Genomic DNA, 16,000 nt, shown 5'->3' on the forward strand with positions numbered 1-16,000 from the left:
ATGACCACGATCCTGGTGACCGGCGGCACCGGCACGCTCGGCCGGCCCGTCACCGAACGGCTGCGGGCCCACGGGCACGAGGTCCGGGTGCTCAGCCGGCACAGCCGGCCGTACACCGTCGACCTGCGCGAGGGCGGCAGTGGCCAGGAGAGCGCGCTCGCCGGTGTCCACACGGTGGTGCACTGCGCGACCACGCAGCGCGGCGGGGACGAGCGGTCGGCCGCGAACCTGATCGCGGCGGCGCGGCGGGCCGGGGTGTCCCATCTCGTCTGCATCTCGATCGTCGGCGTCGACCGGGTGCCGCTCGGCCACTACCGGACCAAGCTCGCGGTCGAGCAGCAGGTGGCCGAGTCGGGGCTCGGCTGGACGGTGCTGCGGACGACCCAGTTCCACGACCTGGTGGTGCGGGTGTTCCGGGCCCTGGCCAGGCTGCCGGCCGTCCTGCTGCCGGCTCACGCCCGGGACCAGCCGGTGGAGGTGGCGGAGGTCGCGGACCGGCTCGCGGAGCCGGCCCGTGCCGCGCCCGCCGGACGGGTGCCGGACATGGGCGGACCCGAGGTGCGCACCTTCGAGTCGCCGGCCCGCGCCTGCCTGCACGCGACGGGACGCCGCCGGGCCGTGGTGAACGTGCCGCTCGCGGGGAAGACTTACCGCGCGTTCCGCGAGGGCGGGCACCTCGCGCCCGGCCACGCGGTCGGCAGGGGGACCTTCGAGGAGTACCTGGCCGTGCGGTACGGCCACGGGGAGGGCGGGCGGCGCGGATGAGCAGACGGACGGGGCTGCGGACGGGGCTGGGAGTGCTCGCGGGCGGCCAACTGGTGCTGGGGCTGTGGATCCTGCTGCTGCCCCGGCTGTTCTGGAAGTGGCCCTGGGTGTCGCACCTGCCGCCCTACAACGAGCATCTGCTCCGCGACTTCGGCGGCGCGTCCCTCGCGCTCGCCGTGGTGCTGTGCGCGGCGGTGGCGACGATGGAGCGCCGCCTGGTGCTGACGGCGCTGGCGGCCTACCTGGTCTCCTCGGTCGCCCACCTCCTGTTCCACGCCCGGCACCTGGAGCCGCTGCCGGCGGCGAGCGCCGCGGGCTTCATGGCCCTGCTGGGGGTGGCGGTGCTGCTGCCGGCGGTACTGGTGTGGCTGGCGGCGGACGGCACGGCCTTCCGCGCGCCGGACCCCGCGGTACGGCGGTCCGCGCCCCCCGGGTGAGCCCGTCGCGGACGCCGGGGGCTACCGCTGCGGCGGGGTGAAGAGGTCGTCCTGGGCGCGGTCGCGGGCGGTCAGCAGGGCGCCGCGCAGGACCGCGCCGCCGCCCAGGGTGCTGGGCCGCACCTCCGTGGCGAGCGGGGACATCCGGGCGAGGCGCTGCTGGACCCGGTCGGCGAGGGCGTCGGCGCCGGCCCGGCCGACCTCGCCGGCCAGCACCAGGCAGCCGGGGTCGAGGACGGAGACGACGGCGGCGGCACCGAGGACGACGCGGTCGGCGAGGGCGTCGAGGAACCGCTCGGCGGCCGGGTCGGCCCCGGTCGCCGAGCGGCGCACCGCCTCCCGGACCAGCGTCGCGGCGTGCGGCTCGGGTCCGCCGGTCAGGGCCGTCACCCCGTGCTCCGCCGCCAGGGCGGTGACCGCCGCGGCGCCCGCCACGGAGTGGAACCCGCCGTCGCAGTCGGTGGCCGACGGCAGGCCCGCGGTGCCCGGCACCGGCATGAAGCCGATCTCGCCCGCGCCTCCGGACACGCCCCGGCGCAGGGTGCCGTCGAGGACGACGGCGGCACCGATGCCCAGGCCCAGCCAGAGCAGCACGAAGGTGTCGCGGTCGCGGGCGGCACCGTCGCGCTGTTCCGCCAGGGCGGCGAGGTTGGTCTCGTTCTCGACGCCGACCCGGGCCTCGGGGAACTTCTCCTGGAGTGCGGCCGTCAGCCGGCGGTGCCACTCGGGCAGCCCGGAGGAGTCCCGCAGTTCACCGCCGGCCGGGTCGATCAGACCGGGGGCACCGATCCCGACGGTGTGCAGCCGGTCGGCGCCGGCCTCCTTCACCGCGCGCTCGACCAGGCCCACCGCCTGTTCCACCGCAGGGCCGGTGCCGGAGTGGTCGTCGATGGGCACGGACGCCTCGGCGAGGACCCGGCCGAGCAGGTCGGAGACGAGCACGGCGACGCCCTCGGTGCGTACGTCGAGGGCGGCGAGGTGGGCGCGGCCGGCGACGATGCCGTACAGCTTGGCGTTGGGTCCGCGGCGCTGCTCGCCGGACTCCCCCGCCACCTCGACCAGTCCGGAGGCGGTGAGGCGTTCGACGAGGTCGGCGACGGTGGGCCGGGACAGGCCGGTCAGCTTCTTCAACTGGCCTGCCGTCAACGGGCCCTCCTGCTGGAGCAGATGGAGGGCGAGCCGGTCGTTGATGGCCCGGGCGGTGCTCGGGGATGCGGGCATGCCGGGATCCTTCCAGATCGCCGGCGCGGAGGCCCGCGCCGGTAACCCACTATCTATCAGGCAACCTCCCTGATAGTTTACGCGGCGCGCTGCCACACACTGCCGCGCACCGAGGACACGGAGGGGTGGACCATGAGCACAGGGATCTACGGGCGCAGCGAGGTGAAGCGCGCCCGGTACGCGGTGGCGGCCGTGTTCGCCGTGCACGGCTCCGTCACCGGCTCCTTCGCGACCCGCGTGCCGTGGATCCAGGACCACGCCGGCGTCAGCGCGGGCCAGTTGGGACTGGCGCTCGCCTTCCCGGCGCTCGGCGCGTCCCTCGCCATGCCGCTGGCCGGCCGCGTCACGCACCGTTTCGGCGCCCGCACCGCCCTGCGCGCCCTGCTGGCGCTGTGGACGCTCGCGCTGGTCCTGCCCTCCCTAGCCCCGAACCTGCTCACCCTGTGCCTCGCCCTGTTCGTCTACGGCGCCACGGCGGGCATGTCGGACGTGGCGATGAACGCGCTCGGCGTGGAGATCGAGAACCGTCTCGACAAGTCGATCATGTCCGGGCTGCACGGCATGTGGAGCGCGGGCGCGCTGATCGGGTCGGCGGCCGGCACGCTCGCCGCCCACCTGGGCACGGACGCCCGCACCCACCACCTGCTGGCCGCCGCCGTGCTGACGGTGACGGGCCTGGTCGCCTGCACCTGGGTGCTGGACCTGCAGCCCGCCGAGGACGAGGACCCGCCGCCGCGGTTCGCGCTGCCGCCCAGGTCGGCGGTGCTGATCGGCGCGGTCGGTTTCTGCGCGGTGTTCGCGGAGGGCGCGAGCCTGGACTGGTCGGCGGTCTACCTGCGGGACGAGCTGGCCACCTCGGCCGGGCTGGCGGCGGCGTGCACGACGGGCTTCACGCTGACCATGGCGCTGGCCAGGCTCGCCGGAGACCGGGTGGTGGACCGGTTCGGCGCGGTGCGCACGGTCCGGGTGAGCGGGGTGCTGGCCACCCTCGGCGGGCTGCTGGTCGTGGTCGGCGGCCACCCGGCGGTGGCGATGACCGGCTTCGCACTGATGGGACTCGGCATCGCCGTGGTCGTCCCGCTGTGCTTCGCCGCGGCCGGCCGCGCCGGTTCCAACCCGAGCCTGGCCATCGCGGGCGTCGCCACCATCACGTACACCTCGGGCCTGGTCGCGCCGAGTGCGATCGGCGGGGTGGCCCAGGCCACCAGCCTGGTGGTGTCGTTCGGCCTGGTGACCGTGCTGGCCTGCTGCCTGGTGGTGTTCGCGCGGGTGCTGCGGGCCGGGGACCGCAACCGGCCGACGATCACTCCGTCGGCCGCAGAAGTGCCCGGCCGGCAGTCCTGAACGCCTCGCTCCACGGCGCCGGGCGCAGCGTCCCGGAGTCCAGCCGGACCAGCACCCTGGTGCCGCGGGCGTAGGTGGTGACGCCGTCCGCCGAGCAGAACCGGAAGCCGTAGGTCAGCCCGGTGGTGCCGAGCCGGTCCAGCCACAGGTGGACGGCGTACGCTCCCGGCCGGGTGACCGGCTCCTCGTAGCCGATCGTCAGCTCCTTGACCGCGTTGCAGGCGTCGCCGGCCGCCGCCCAGTCGCCCTCGAACCGGAAGCCCTCCCCGGCCCACAGCTCGCTCCAGGCCCGTTCGACCAGCACCGGGTAGCGGGCGTTGTGCAGCAGTCCGAGCGCGTCCAGGTCGTCGAAGTGGACGGTGACGGGGACGAGCCGGCCGTGGGACAGGGCGGGCGCGGCGGGGGCTTCGGCGGTCACGGGCGGGACTCCTGGTGGTGCTCGGCTGTGCTCGGGTACGGCGCTTCCCCCTCATCCTAAGCGGACGCTCAGGACGCCGGCCGGGGAAGGGTGCAGGTCAACCGCACGGCCGACGACCCCTGACAATGGTCAGGACAGTCCTCACGTACAGAGAAAGCGAAACCTCACCATGGACCTCGGCGTGCGCTGGAAGCTGCACGGGGACGGGAAGGTTCCCGCCCCCGGAGCGGTGGTCCGCCCCGACGAACGGCTCTCGTGGCCCCGCACGGCCGGGCTCGGCGCCCAGCACGTGGTGGCCATGTTCGGGGCGTCCTTCGTGGCTCCGGTCCTGATGGGCCTCGATCCCAACCTCGCGATCATGATGTCGGGCGTGGCGACCGTCATCTTCCTGCTCGCCACCCGCGGCCGGGTGCCCAGCTACCTCGGCTGCTCGCTCTCCTTCGTCGGCGTCGCCGCGGTGATCCGGGCACAGGGCGGCACCAGCGCCACGGTGACCGGAGCGGTCCTGGTCGTCGGCGTCGCGCTGTTCCTGGTGGGGCTCGCCGTGCAGCGGTTCGGGGCGCGGATCATCCACGCCGCGATGCCGCCGGTCGTCACCGGCGCGGTGGTCATGCTGATCGGCTTCAACCTGGCCCCGGTCACCGCCTCGACCTACTGGCCCCAGGACCAGTGGACGGCGCTGCTGGTGATGCTGTTCACCGGTCTGGCCGTGGTGTGCCTGCGCGGCTTCTGGTCCCGGATCGCGATCTTCCTGGGGCTGGTCTTCGGGTACGTCCTGTCCTGGGCGCTCGACCGGATCTTCGGGAAGATCCACTCCGTGGACGGCAGCGGCAAGGTGACCGACCACTGGCGGCTGGACTTCTCGGCCGTGGGCCAGGCCGACTGGATCGGGCTGCCGACGTTCCACGGGCCGAGCTTCGAGTGGTCGGCGATCCTGGTCGCGCTGCCGGTCGTCATCGCCCTGATCGCGGAGAACGCCGGGCATGTCAAGGCGGTCGGCGAGATGACCGGCGACAACCTCGACGACAGGCTCGGCACGGCGATCTCGGCCGACGGTGTCGGCTCGGTGCTCTCCACGGCGGTCGGCGGCCCGCCCAACACCACGTACTCCGAGAACATCGGCGTGATGGCCGCGACCCGGGTCTACTCGACGGCCGCCTACTGGGCCGCGGCGGGCTTCGCCCTGCTCTTCGGCCTCTGCCCGAAGTTCGGCGCGGTCGTGGCCGCGATCCCGGGCGGCGTCCTCGGCGGCATCACCGTCATCCTCTACGGCATGATCGGCCTGCTCGGCGCCCAGATCTGGACCAACGCCCGGGTGGACCTGCGCAACCCGCTCAACCTGGTGCCGACCGCCGCGGGCATCATCATCGGCGTCGGCAACGTCAGCATGAAGTTCACGGACAACTTCTCCCTCAGCGGCATCGCGCTCGGCACCCTGGTCGTCATCACCGGCTACCACGCGCTGCGCGCCTTCGCCCCGGCCCACCTCAAGACCCAGCAGCCGCTGCTCGACGAGGGCACGTCGTCGTACGACGAGAAGACCGGAAGCGCGAACGGCGGGGCCGGCGGGGATCAGCGCGCCAGGTCGTAGGCGTACGCGGGGGCGAACGTCCCCGGCTCGCCCTTGCAGCCGTCCGACTCCCCGGGCAGCTTGATCCACAGGTAGGCGTCGACGCGTCCCAGGCCCGTGCTCAGGGTCGGGGCACGGCCGATCCGGCGGCCGGCCGGGTCGCACCACGCGCCGTCGGCCGGGGCGCCGTTGCCGTTGCGGCTGGTGTCGATGACGGCGCCGAGACCCGGCGGGCCGCCGAGGGCGTCGAGGACGGCACGGTCGTAGGCGATCTCGTCGGCGGTGGCGTGGAAGTTGGAGACGTTGCTGAAGACGCCGTCGGAGGAGTCGGCCGAGGCGGCGCCCGCCTGCCTGAGCCAGCCGGCCTGGCGGGCGGGCGCGTGCCAGCCGGAGTGGCCCGCGTCGTAGTAGACCCGGGCGCGCGGATCGGCGTCCTTGATCACCCGCCCGGCCCGGGCCAGGGAGGCGAAGCGGTCGGCCCGGTCACCGGCGGACAGGCACTCGGACTGGGCGATGGAGTCGGGCTCCAGTACGACGATCACCTCGCCGGAGCCGAGCCCGGCGGCGAACCGGTCGATCCAGGCGTCGTAGGCGTCGAGGTCGGGCGCGCCGCCCTCGGAGTGGCCGCCGCAGTCGCGGTCGGGTATCGCGTACGGCACGAGGACCGGCACCCGGCCCTGGGCGGCGCCCGCGGAGGTGACCGCGCGGACCCGGGCGGTGAGGGTGGCCGGGGTGGGATCGGCGAACCAGACGGCGGCCGGCCGGCCGGCGATCCGGGCGGCGATGACGTCCCGGCGCGGGTCGTCCGGGTGGGTGCGGACCCAGTCGAGGACCTGGGAGTCGGGGTGCCGGTAGAGCCCGGTGGCGGCGGCCGTGGGCCGGAGCTCGGCGGCGGAGGGGCCGGCGGAAGCCGTCCTCGGCGACGCGCCCGGGTGCGTCCTCGTCGCCGTCGGCGAGGCGGAGGGTGACGGCGGGGCCGGGGGCGCCGCGGACGGGCTGCCGGGCGGCGGGTCCCACCGGGGCGCCGTGGTCGACCGCGACCGGGCCTGGTCCGTGCCACGGCCGCCGCCGTCGTCGCCGAGCGCGGTCAGCATGCCGGTGGCGGTGCCCACCGCGACGACGACGGACGCCGCCGCCACCATCGCGCCGCGGCCGGCGGCGCGCCTGCGCCCGGCCCTGCGAACGGCGCGCCGCCGGGCGCGAAGACCTGACACGTGCGGTCCCCCTCCCCCGTGCGGCGGGCGCGTTCCCCCGTTCCGGGGAAGCGTCGGACCCGCCGGCACTGCCGTCAGCCTAAAGCTGCGACGCTGCCGCCATGGCGCACTGCGAGCAAGTCCCGACGGCCGTCCTGACGGTGGACACCGTCCTGTCCCGGATGCGCGCCCTCGACGCGGCGCTGCCGCCCCGCGACGGTCTGGCCGTCTTCAACCGCGTCTACCTCCGCGTCACGGAGGCCGTGGACCGGCACATCGACGGCGGCCGGTTCACGGACCCCCGCGCCGCGACCGCGCTGGACGTGCGGTTCGCCGAGCGCTATCTGGCCGCCGTGGACGCGGCGGCGGAGGACCGCCGTCCGCCCGCCTGCTGGCGCCCGCTGTTCCAGTTCCGCCGCCATCCCGGGGTACGTCCACTGCAGTTCGCGCTGGCGGGCGTCAACGCGCACATCGGCCACGACCTCGCGCTGGCCGTGGTGGACACCTGTCGTACGCTCGGCTGCGAACCCGCCGACCTGGAGGACGAGTTCGACCGCGTGGGTGATCTCCTCGTCTCGTTGGAGGAGCGGGTCCGCGACGAGCTGATGCCGGGCCCCGACCTGCTGCGGGTCGCCGACCCGCTGACCCATCTGCTCGGTTCCTGGAGCCTGGAGCGGGCCCGCGAGGCCGCCTGGGCCGCCGCCCGCGCGCTGTGGGCGCTGCGCCGCCTGCCGGACGTCGCCGGGGAGTTCACCGAACGGCTGGACGCGGCCGTGGGCTTCGCGGGACGCATGCTGCTCACCCCGCTGCGGGACTGACCCGGCCGGTCCCGCCGAGGCGCCGCCGAACTCCCCCGGATTCGTTGTACGTTGAAACCGGTTGGCATCCTGCGAACCACGCGGCACCGCGGCCGGCATCGCACCCCGATTGCGAAGGAGCACCCGGTATGACGACCCCGCTCGGACTCGGCCTCCCCCAGATGCGGCAGTACGACATCGGCAAGGACGTCACCGACGTGGCGCGCGCGGCGGAACGGATGGGCTACGAGAGCCTGTGGGTGTTCGAGCGCGCCCTGTTCCCCGAGCCCGCCACCCAGGGGCTGTACGGCGTCGAGGGGCTGCCCTGGCCGGACACCTACCGGAGCGTCGCGGAGCCACTGGTGACCCTGGCCCTCGCCGCCGCGGTCACCGAACGGGCCCGGCTCGGCACGAGCGTGCTGGTCGCCCCGCTGCACGTCCCCTTCCAACTGGCCAAGTCCCTCGCCTCGCTGGACGCGGCGAGCGGCGGCCGGGTGGTGGCGGGCTTCGGCACCGGCTGGTCGCACGACGAGTACGCGGCGGCCTCCGTGCGGCCGTTCGCGGAGCGCGGTGCCGCCCTGGACGAGCTGATCGGGGTGTGCCGCGCGGTGTGGGGTCCGGATCCGGTGGTGTACGACGGCGAGGTCACGAAGATCGCCTCCGCGGTGGTCGGCCCGAAACCGGCCCGGCCGATCCCGGTCCTGCTGGCGGCGGGCGGCAGCGGCCGGGCCCGGCGCCGGCTGGTCGACCACGCCGACGGCTGGCTGCCGACCGGCGTCGGCGCCGAGACCGTCGCCGCGCAGCTGCGGGAGCTGCGGGACCTGGCCGCCGAGCGGGGCCGCACCGAGCCGATCCGCACGGTGCTGCGGGTCAACACCCGCTACAGCGCGGCCAACCACGAGGGCCCCGACCGGCGTCCCTTCCAGGGCGGCATCGACCAGATCGTCGAGGACCTGGCCGCGCACGCCGAGGTCGGCCTGGACGAGATCCTCATCGACGTGCAGAGCACCCCGCGCGACGCCGAGGAACTCAAGGACGTCGCCGCCCTGGTCTACGAGAAGGCCCGGGCGGCCGGCATCTGAGGTCCCCCGGGCGGACCGCCCCTAGTCCTCGGGGAGTTCGACCGGCGCGATCTCCTCGTAGAGGTCGCCCGGGCCGGGGTTGGCCGGGTCGGTCGCTCCGCCGAGGTGGTGCATGACGCCCCAGACCGCGTTCAGCGCGGTCTGGACGGCGCCCTCGGCCCAGCCGGCCGTCCAGGAGATGTCGTCGCCGGCGAGGAAGATGCCCCGCTTGTCCGCGGGCAGCCGGTCCTGCATGAAGTGGGTGAACAGGCGTCGCTGGTACCGGTAGTGGCCGGGCAGGTTGGCCTTGAACGCCCCCATGAAGTAGGGCTCGTTCTCCCAGGAGACCGTCACCGGGTTGCCGATGATGTGCTTCCTGATGTCGACCTTCGGGTAGATCTCGCCGAGCGACTTCAGCATCACCTCCATCCGCTCGTTCGCGGACAGCGGCAGCCACTTCAGGCTGTCGTCGCACCAGGTGTAGGAGAGGCAGATGACGGCGGGCCGGTCGGGGCCGTCGTCGAGCAGGTAGGTGCCGCGGGTCATGCGGTCGGTGAGCGTCATCGACATGACGTCCCGGCCGGTCGGGTTTCCGCTGTCGTCGACGGCCTTGTCGAGCCAGAAGGGCCGGTCTACGGGCACGAAGAGCTTGCTGGACTCCATGTAGTGGGTCCGCTCGATCGCGGTCCAGTGGTCGATCGGGAAGAGCGAGTCGTCGCAGGCGATCTTCGAGAGCAGCATCCAGGACTGTGCGGTGAAGACCGCCGCCCGGTAGGTGCGGATGTCGCCGTCGGCGTCGGTCACGGTGATGCGGTTGCCGGCGGTGCGGTGCAGCCGGGTCACGGCCGGACGGGGCTCGCCGCCCGTGTGCAGGGACCGCAGCGAGGTGCCGAGCGGCCAGTGGACGATCTTCTGCGGCTCGCGCTCCCAGAGCCGCAGCGGCAACTGCTGGGACCCCCCGACGATGCCGCGGTGGTGGTCGTCGGCCTCGGTGTAGACGACGCGGAGGATCTCCAGGATGGAGTTGGGGAAGTCGGTGTCCCAGCCGCCGGTGCCGAAGCCGACCTGGCCGAAGATCTCGCGGTGCCGGAAGGACTTGAAGGCCTGCGAGTCGCACAGGAAGCCGTAGAAGGTCTGGTTGTCGAGCTTCTCGACCAGCTTCGCCCAGATCGCGCGGATGCGCGGGACGTCGCGCTCGCGCAGGGCGCGGTTCATGTCGGAGAAGTCGGCGCCCTCTTCGAGGCACCTCGCCCAGGCGTCGGCCACGTCCCGGTAGACCTGCGGCAGGTCGTCGAGGGTCTCGGCGTAGTGCGACCGGCCCTTGAGGTCGACGACGGTCGACGGGGTCGCCTCCGCGAGCGGGTTGGGGAACGCCCGGGTTCGAAGGCCCACCAGGTCGATGTAGTGCTGCAGGGCGGTGGAGGACGGCGGGAAGCGCATCGCGCCCATCTCGGCGGTCAGCGAGGGGTCGCAGCCGTCGAAGCCGACGGTCCGCAGCCGGCCGCCGATTTGGTCCGCCTCGTAGACGACGGGCCTGAGGCCCATCTTCATCAGTTCGTAGGCGGTCACGATGCCGGACAGGCCGCCGCCGATGACGGCGACCTCGGTGCCGTGCTCGGTGGCGGGCACCTGGCCGAGCCCGGCGGGGTGGGCGAGGAAGTCGTCGTAGGCGTACGGGAAGTCCGGCCCGAACATGGTGATCGGCGGCTGCTGCTCGTCTGCGTGCTCGATCGCGTTGGGCACGGTGGACGTCATGGGGTACGGACTCCTTGCAGGGGTGGAACCGGGAACGGCGGGGAACGGCGGGAAGCGGTGCGGAACGCGCGGTCCCAGGGCTCAGACGAGGGCGCCGTAGAGGCCGGGGCGGCGGTCCTCGAGGTACGGGTTGGCCTCGCGCGAGGCGGCCAGGAAGGCCGGGTCGGCGTCGGCGAGGACCAGTTCCTCGGTGCGCCCGGCCCGGGCGCGGGCGATGCCGTCGGGCCCCGCCAGCGTGGACAGGCCGACGAACTCGAACTCGCCCTCGTGGCCGACGCGGTTGACGTACGCGACGTACATCTGGTTCTCGAAGGCCCGCACCGGGACGACGGACTCGGCGACGAACTGGAACGGGTGCATCTGCGCGGTCGGGACGAGCAGCAGGTCGGTGCCGGCCAGGGCGTGGGCGCGGACGAGCTCCGGGAACTCCACGTCGTAGCAGATCATCAGGCCGACGGTGAGGCCGTTCAGCCCGGCCTGGACGACGGGCTGCCCGCCGGGGGTGAAGTGGTCGCGCTCGAAGCAGCCGAAGAGGTGGGTCTTGCGGTAGTTCGCCAGGCGGGTTCCGTCCGCGGAGACGAGCTGGAGGGAGTTGAAGACGCGCCCGCCCTCCCGTTCGGGGTAGCCGTAGGCGACGGCCAGGCCGTGCCGTCCGGCGATCTCGGCGACGGCGTCGGCCGCGTCGCCGTCGGCGGATTCGGCGAGGACGCCGACGGCGTCGCCGATGGCGTATCCGGTCAGGAACAGCTCGGAGGTGACGAGCAGTGCGGCGCCCGCGGCGGCGGCACGGCCCGCGGCCTCGTCGAGGACCTTGAGGTTCTCGACGGTGGAACCGGGGCGGCCGGAGCTCTGGAGCAGGGCGGTGCGCATGCGTGATCCTCACCGGTCGGAGGGGGCTGGGGGTCAGATAGACGGTACGGTCGGCGGACTCGGCCGGACAAGACGGACCTGTTGCGCGCCGGTGAGCGGATCGTTGCGTGCGCCCGGCGCACCTCGGCGATTCGTTGCGCGCGCCCGTGGGCGACCGGCGCCGGGCGTCAGGAGGGGCGCCGGCGCTGTCGGCCCCGTGCTGCCCGGGCAGCCGCCGTGGTCCGGGCGGCGCCGGCCAGCACCAGGGCCGTCACGAGGTACGGCACCGCGGAGAGCGCGAAGGCACTGCCGTGGCCCCAGGCCGTGGCCGCCGCCGCGTAGACGCCGTAGGTGGTGAGGTTGCCCAGCTCGGTGCCGAGGCCCGCGACCGAGGTCAGCGTGGCCCGCCCGGTGTCGTCGATGCGCCGCTGGAGGCGGGCGTCGGCCAGCACGGTCGCCAGTTGGAAGCCGCCGAAGGCGAGCGCCACCAGGACCAGGGCGGCGGGCGTCCCGGCCAGCCCTCCCGCGGCCAGGGCGAACGCGGAACCGGCGAGCACCGCGGCGAACCCGTTGCCGGTCAGGCGTTCGGCGGGACCGGCGAGCAGGCTGCCCGCGGTGGCTCCCGCCCAGATCACCAGCAGCAGCCAGGGCACGGTCTCGACCGCCACACCGGTGTCGCGCGCCAGCAGCGGCGTGTACTCGTCGAGCGCCCCCCACACCGCGGTCACGGCCGGTACGAGGAGCAGCGCGCCGCGCACGGACCGGTCGGCGCGGGCGTCGGCGAGTCCGGCGCGCAGGGAGGCGGCCCGGCGCTCGCCCCCGCCGCGGGTGGGCGTGCGGTGCTCGGGGAAGCGGGTGGCCACGGCCGCCGCGGCCAGACAGGCGAGCACGCTCGCCGCGCCCACCGCGTCGTAGCCGCCCCAGGCGAAGACGGGGCCGGCCAGGCCCATGGCGGACATCGTCGCGGCGATGCCGATCGCCCGGGCCCGGCCCGTGACGTGGGCGTACCGGCCCTCCGCACCGGCCCGTTCGAGTTCGTCGTAGACCAGTGCCTCCCGCGCGCCCGAGCCGAGCGCGCCGCCGGCGCCCCACAGCACGAAGCCGAGCGCGAAGGCGCCGTAGGAGGGCGCGAGGACCCACAGGGCGAAGCCGGCGGCGGTCAGCAGCGGGCCGACGATCAGCAGCAGCCGCCGGGAGACGGCGTCGGCCCAGGCACCGGAGGGCACCTCCAGCAGCACGGCGGTCAGCGACCACAGGGCGAACAGCGAGGCCTGCCGGCCGACGGACAGACCGGTGTCGCTGAACAGCAGCGCGTACACCGGGTAGAGGAGGACGAACTCGTCGCAGAACGCCGAGGCGTACAGCGTGCGCACGAGTCTGCGGGTACCGGCGGGCGCCGCGGCGGCCCGCCCGTGCGAGGGCGAGGAGGAGACGGTCATGAGGCCTTCCCGAGGGGGCGGATCGGACACCGGAGGTACGGCGTCCGGGGCGGCCCTCGGGAGGAGGCGCTGCGGGTGGATCAATGTCGCCAGGTCATGGCACCGATGGTAGAGGCCGCACGGCGCCCTGCGCATCGCCCTTACGCGGGCGAGCCCGACGCGTGGCGCCGCAGGAGCGGCGAGAGCACCAGCACGGACTTGGTGCGCTCCACGAACGGTTCCCCGGCGATCCGCTCCAGGACCCGCTCGAAGTGGCGCATGTCGGCGGCGAAGACCTGGGCGACGGCGTCCGCGTCCCCGGTGACGGTGGACGCGGCCACGACCTCCTGGTAGCGCTCCAGGCCCCGCTGGATGGTCTCGGGCGAGGTGTGGCGGCGGCAGAAGATCTCCACGAACCCCTCGGTCTCCCAGCCGAGCGCGGCCGGGTCGACCCGTACGGTGAAGCCGGTGATGGCGCCGGTGGCGCGCAGCCGGTCCACGCGCCGTTTGACGGCGGGCGCGGACAGGCCGACCGACTGCCCGATGTCCGCGTAGGAGCGGCGGGCGTCCTCGGCGAGGGCGCGCACGATGCGTTCGTCGAGATCGTTCAGCACTGCGGGTCGTTCACTTCACTTCTGGTGCGTGCGGGCCCGGTGGGGTCCGGTGCGGCGAGTGGGGAGCGGCGTCGGCCGTACAGGAAGTAGACCACGGGCCCGGCGGCCGCCCGGACACCGGAGACCGCCTGGACACCCCCGGAGACCGGAGACCGCCCGGGGACGGGGCCGTGACCGGTCAGGGGCCGTCCGGGTCGCCCGCGACGGCGCGGGCCCCGGCCGCGTCCGCCGCGTCGAAGCCGATCTCCCCGGGGCGGCCGCTCGCTGCCTCCTGGGCGTCGATCCAGCGCAGGTGCGCCTCCCAGGCTGCCTGCTTGCTGGTGCCGAGGGCGGCCCCGATCTGCGACCAGGAGGCTCCGGCCTCGCGGGCGGCGCGGACGGTGAGCTGGCGCCCGTGGGCGGCCTTGCGGGCGACCACCTCGCTCAGCGCCAGCAGTTCGAGGAGCCCGGGGCGGTCCAGGGCCTCCTCGTCGCTGCCGAACCCGGCGAGGGACTCACGGGCGCGCAGCTCGTCGAGGCGGGCCACGGCGGTCAGCAGGGTGTGCTCCGGCTCGATGCGCTCGGGTGTCGTCATGCGTCCAGCGTCGCGTCAGGCCTGCTTGACGTCAAGCAGGCCTGACGGAACCTGTCCGAATGCGGGCGCGGTCAGCTCCAGCTGGCGTGCAGCGGCTTGCCCTCGGCGTAACCGGCGGCGCTCTGGATGCCGACGATGGCCTTCTCGGCGAACTCCTCCAGGGAGCCGGCGCCGGCGTAGGTGCAGGACGAGCGGACGCCCGCGATGATCGAGTCGATCAGGTCCTCGACGCCGGGGCGGGCCGGGTCGAGGAACATCCGGGAGGTGGAGATGCCCTCCTCGAACAGCGCCTTGCGTGCCCGGTCGTACGCCGACTCCTCCGAGGTGCGGTTGCGCACCGCGCGCGCGGAGGCCATGCCGAAGGACTCCTTGTAGGCGCGGCCGTTGGCGTCGTGCTGGAGGTCGCCCGGGGACTCGTAGGTCCCGGCGAACCAGGAGCCCACCATGACGTTGGACGCGCCGGCCGCGAGGGCCATCGCCACGTCGCGCGGGTGGCGCACGCCGCCGTCGGCCCACACGTGCTTGCCGTACTTCTTCGCCTCGGCGGCGCACTCCAGGACCGCGGAGAACTGCGGCCGGCCGACGCCGGTCATCATGCGGGTGGTGCACATGGCGCCGGGGCCGACGCCGACCTTGATGATGTCGGCGCCCGCCTCGATCAGGTCGCGCACGCCCTCGGCGGAGACGATGTTGCCGGCGACGATCGGAACCTGCGGGTCCAGTTCGCGCACGACCTTGACCGCGCCGATCATCGACTCCTGGTGGCCGTGCGCGGTGTCGATGACGAGGGTGTCCACGCCCGCGTCCAGGAGCTGCTTGGCCTTGCCGGCCACGTCGCCGTTGATGCCGACGGCGGCGGCGATGCGGAGCCTGCCGTTCGCGTCGACGGCCGGGCTGTACAGCGTGGCGCGCAGGGCGCCCTTGCGGGTGAGGATGCCGGCGAGGCGGCCGTCGCTGTCCACGGCGGGCGCGTAGCGGCGGTTGGCGGCGTCGAGGGTGTTGAAGGCCTCGCGGGGGTCCATGTCGGCGTCGATGAGGATCAGGTCCTTGGACATGACCTCCTCGAGCTGGGTGAAGCGGTCCACGCCCGACAGGTCCGCGTCGGTGACCACGCCGACCGGCCGGTGGTCCCCGTCCACCACGACGCCCGCGTTGTGCGCGCGCTTGGGCAGCAGGGACAGCGCGTCGGCGACGGTCTGGTGCGGGGCGAGCACGATGGGGGTGTCCAGGACGTGGTGGCGGCTCTTCACCCAGGAGACGACGTCGGTGACGACCTCGATCGGGATGTCCTGCGGGATGACCACGAGGCCGCCGCGCCGGGCCACCGTCTCGGCCATCCGGCGGCCCGCGATGGCGGTCATGTTGGCGACGACCAGCGGGATCGTGGTGCCCGTGCCGTCCGGGGAGGCGAGGTCCACGCCCTGCCGGGAGCCCACGGCGGAACGGCTCGGCACCATGAACACGTCGTCGTACGTCAGGTCGTACGAGGGGTGGATGTCATTCAGGAAACGCACGTGCTGCACATCCCAGTCGATCAGAGGTGGCCCCCGGACAGGTCAGCCAGGGGGAAAGAGCACGTACTTCATTCTCCCACGAGACGTGGCCGGTCATCCCCGGGCAGATCATCCAGGCTGGTCAGCGACGCCCTTGGAGGTTCCTCCAGGGCCCAGGGTGACGAAGAGCCCCGGGCCGCGGTCGGTGGCCTCGGCGAAGACCTCCTCCGCGACGGCCCACTCGTCCGGCCGCGCTTCGGCGTAGTGCCGCCAGCCCGTCACGACGAGCACCATCCCCCGGTCCGCCGCGCCCTCGGGCCACACCGAGGGGTCGGCGAGGGAGTCGGCGAGCGCGTCCCAGTTGCGGCCGAACCAGTCGGGCAGCGACAGGTCACGGACGCAGCGGTCCATCAGACCCGCCTTGTCCGTGACCCCGGCGAGGTCCAGCGTGACCACGAGCCGCCCCGCGGAGTCCTCGGTCATGCCGTGCC

16 protein-coding genes are annotated in these 16,000 nt (G+C 74.1%); 6 read left to right on the forward strand and 10 right to left on the reverse strand.

Annotation, left to right across the window (positions count from 1 at the left end):
- Both Sdi02f_RS20320 and Sdi02f_RS20325 read left to right on the forward strand, forming a co-directional pair.
- Positions 1-765, forward strand: a complete 765-nt coding sequence (locus Sdi02f_RS20320) for an SDR family oxidoreductase (RefSeq protein ID WP_031082859.1) — start codon at positions 1-3, stop codon at positions 763-765.
- Complete coding sequence (locus Sdi02f_RS20325; protein ID WP_234319778.1) at positions 762-1,202, forward strand: hypothetical protein; 441 nt, start codon at positions 762-764, stop codon at positions 1,200-1,202. The genes Sdi02f_RS20320 and Sdi02f_RS20325 overlap by 4 nt, the downstream gene beginning before the upstream one ends.
- 21 nt (positions 1,203-1,223) lie before the next feature.
- On the opposite strand, the gene Sdi02f_RS20330 is transcribed toward Sdi02f_RS20325, so the two are convergent.
- Positions 1,224-2,423 (reverse strand): ROK family transcriptional regulator, encoded by a 1,200-nt coding sequence (locus Sdi02f_RS20330; RefSeq protein ID WP_108933797.1) that lies wholly within the window; start codon positions 2,421-2,423, stop codon positions 1,224-1,226.
- 132 nt (positions 2,424-2,555) lie between these two features.
- Between Sdi02f_RS20330 and Sdi02f_RS20335 the strand changes: the two genes are divergently transcribed.
- A complete protein-coding gene (locus tag Sdi02f_RS20335) occupies positions 2,556-3,767 on the forward strand; it encodes an MFS transporter (protein ID WP_030399026.1) in 1,212 nt (403 codons plus the stop codon).
- Here the strand turns inward: Sdi02f_RS20335 and Sdi02f_RS20340 are convergent.
- Entirely contained in the window at positions 3,727-4,185 is a 459-nt protein-coding gene (locus tag Sdi02f_RS20340; RefSeq protein WP_108933798.1) for an acyl-CoA thioesterase, read from the reverse strand. The two genes, Sdi02f_RS20335 and Sdi02f_RS20340, sit on opposite strands and share 41 nt — an antisense overlap.
- Before the next feature lie 169 nt (positions 4,186-4,354).
- On the opposite strand from Sdi02f_RS20340, the gene Sdi02f_RS20345 reads away from it, so the two are divergent.
- Positions 4,355-5,776, forward strand: a complete 1,422-nt coding sequence (locus Sdi02f_RS20345) for a uracil-xanthine permease family protein (RefSeq protein ID WP_030399028.1) — start codon at positions 4,355-4,357, stop codon at positions 5,774-5,776.
- Here the strand turns inward: Sdi02f_RS20345 and Sdi02f_RS20350 are convergent.
- Complete coding sequence (locus tag Sdi02f_RS20350; protein ID WP_108933799.1) at positions 5,758-6,897, reverse strand: glycoside hydrolase family 6 protein; 1,140 nt, start codon at positions 6,895-6,897, stop codon at positions 5,758-5,760. The genes Sdi02f_RS20345 and Sdi02f_RS20350 overlap by 19 nt on opposite strands.
- A 173-nt stretch (positions 6,898-7,070) precedes the next feature.
- Between Sdi02f_RS20350 and Sdi02f_RS20355 the strand changes: the two genes are divergently transcribed.
- Together Sdi02f_RS20355 and Sdi02f_RS20360 are read left to right on the forward strand one after the other, a co-directional pair.
- A complete protein-coding gene (locus Sdi02f_RS20355; RefSeq protein ID WP_108933800.1) occupies positions 7,071-7,766 on the forward strand; it encodes a DUF5995 family protein in 696 nt (231 codons plus the stop codon).
- A gap of 128 nt (positions 7,767-7,894) precedes the next feature.
- Positions 7,895-8,827 carry an LLM class F420-dependent oxidoreductase gene (locus Sdi02f_RS20360; protein ID WP_030399031.1) on the forward strand — a complete coding sequence of 311 codons (933 nt, stop codon included), beginning with the start codon at positions 7,895-7,897 and terminating at the stop codon, positions 8,825-8,827.
- A 21-nt stretch (positions 8,828-8,848) separates the two neighbouring features.
- On the opposite strand, the gene Sdi02f_RS20365 is transcribed toward Sdi02f_RS20360, so the two are convergent.
- The 7 genes from Sdi02f_RS20365 to Sdi02f_RS20395 form a co-directional block, all read right to left on the reverse strand.
- Complete coding sequence (locus Sdi02f_RS20365) at positions 8,849-10,561, reverse strand: flavin monoamine oxidase family protein (protein WP_108933801.1); 1,713 nt, start codon at positions 10,559-10,561, stop codon at positions 8,849-8,851.
- Positions 10,562-10,642: 81 nt separating this feature from the next.
- Positions 10,643-11,431 (reverse strand): carbon-nitrogen hydrolase family protein, encoded by a 789-nt coding sequence (locus tag Sdi02f_RS20370; RefSeq protein WP_030399033.1) that lies wholly within the window; start codon positions 11,429-11,431, stop codon positions 10,643-10,645.
- Positions 11,432-11,598: 167 nt separating this feature from the next.
- On the reverse strand, positions 11,599-12,849 hold the full coding sequence (locus tag Sdi02f_RS20375; RefSeq protein ID WP_108933802.1) for an MFS transporter: 1,251 nt from the start codon (positions 12,847-12,849) through the stop codon (positions 11,599-11,601).
- Between the two features lie 140 nt (positions 12,850-12,989).
- On the reverse strand, positions 12,990-13,442 hold the full coding sequence (locus Sdi02f_RS20380; protein ID WP_030399035.1) for an Lrp/AsnC family transcriptional regulator: 453 nt from the start codon (positions 13,440-13,442) through the stop codon (positions 12,990-12,992).
- 178 nt (positions 13,443-13,620) lie between these two features.
- A complete protein-coding gene (locus tag Sdi02f_RS20385) occupies positions 13,621-14,016 on the reverse strand; it encodes a hypothetical protein (RefSeq protein ID WP_031082868.1) in 396 nt (131 codons plus the stop codon).
- 71 nt (positions 14,017-14,087) lie between these two features.
- Positions 14,088-15,530, reverse strand: coding sequence for a GuaB1 family IMP dehydrogenase-related protein (locus Sdi02f_RS20390; RefSeq protein ID WP_030399037.1), 1,443 nt, complete (start codon positions 15,528-15,530; stop codon positions 14,088-14,090).
- A gap of 108 nt (positions 15,531-15,638) precedes the next feature.
- Complete coding sequence (locus Sdi02f_RS20395) at positions 15,639-15,992, reverse strand: barstar family protein (RefSeq protein WP_030399038.1); 354 nt, start codon at positions 15,990-15,992, stop codon at positions 15,639-15,641.
- Positions 15,993-16,000 lie beyond the last annotated feature (8 nt).

This window comes from Streptomyces ardesiacus (genome assembly GCF_003112575.1).
Taxonomy (GTDB): domain Bacteria; phylum Actinomycetota; class Actinomycetes; order Streptomycetales; family Streptomycetaceae; genus Streptomyces; species Streptomyces ardesiacus.

Excerpts from the sequence above, each read along its gene's own strand:
- Sdi02f_RS20320 (WP_031082859.1), top strand. The coding sequence starts at position 1 with ATGACCACGATCCTGGTGACCGGCGGCACCGGCACGCTCGGCCGGCCC.
- Sdi02f_RS20325 (WP_234319778.1), top strand. The coding sequence starts at position 762 with ATGAGCAGACGGACGGGGCTGCGGACGGGGCTGGGAGTGCTCGCGGGC.
- Sdi02f_RS20330 (WP_108933797.1), bottom strand. The coding sequence starts at position 2,423 with ATGCCCGCATCCCCGAGCACCGCCCGGGCCATCAACGACCGGCTCGCC.
- Sdi02f_RS20335 (WP_030399026.1), top strand. The coding sequence starts at position 2,556 with ATGAGCACAGGGATCTACGGGCGCAGCGAGGTGAAGCGCGCCCGGTAC.
- Sdi02f_RS20345 (WP_030399028.1), top strand. The coding sequence starts at position 4,355 with ATGGACCTCGGCGTGCGCTGGAAGCTGCACGGGGACGGGAAGGTTCCC.
- Sdi02f_RS20350 (WP_108933799.1), bottom strand. The coding sequence starts at position 6,897 with ATGGTGGCGGCGGCGTCCGTCGTCGTCGCGGTGGGCACCGCCACCGGC.
- Sdi02f_RS20355 (WP_108933800.1), top strand. The coding sequence starts at position 7,071 with ATGGCGCACTGCGAGCAAGTCCCGACGGCCGTCCTGACGGTGGACACC.
- Sdi02f_RS20360 (WP_030399031.1), top strand. The coding sequence starts at position 7,895 with ATGACGACCCCGCTCGGACTCGGCCTCCCCCAGATGCGGCAGTACGAC.
- Sdi02f_RS20365 (WP_108933801.1), bottom strand. The coding sequence starts at position 10,561 with ATGACGTCCACCGTGCCCAACGCGATCGAGCACGCAGACGAGCAGCAG.
- Sdi02f_RS20370 (WP_030399033.1), bottom strand. The coding sequence starts at position 11,431 with ATGCGCACCGCCCTGCTCCAGAGCTCCGGCCGCCCCGGTTCCACCGTC.
- Sdi02f_RS20375 (WP_108933802.1), bottom strand. The coding sequence starts at position 12,849 with ATGACCGTCTCCTCCTCGCCCTCGCACGGGCGGGCCGCCGCGGCGCCC.
- Sdi02f_RS20385 (WP_031082868.1), bottom strand. The coding sequence starts at position 14,016 with ATGACGACACCCGAGCGCATCGAGCCGGAGCACACCCTGCTGACCGCC.
- Sdi02f_RS20395 (WP_030399038.1), bottom strand. The coding sequence starts at position 15,992 with ATGACCGAGGACTCCGCGGGGCGGCTCGTGGTCACGCTGGACCTCGCC.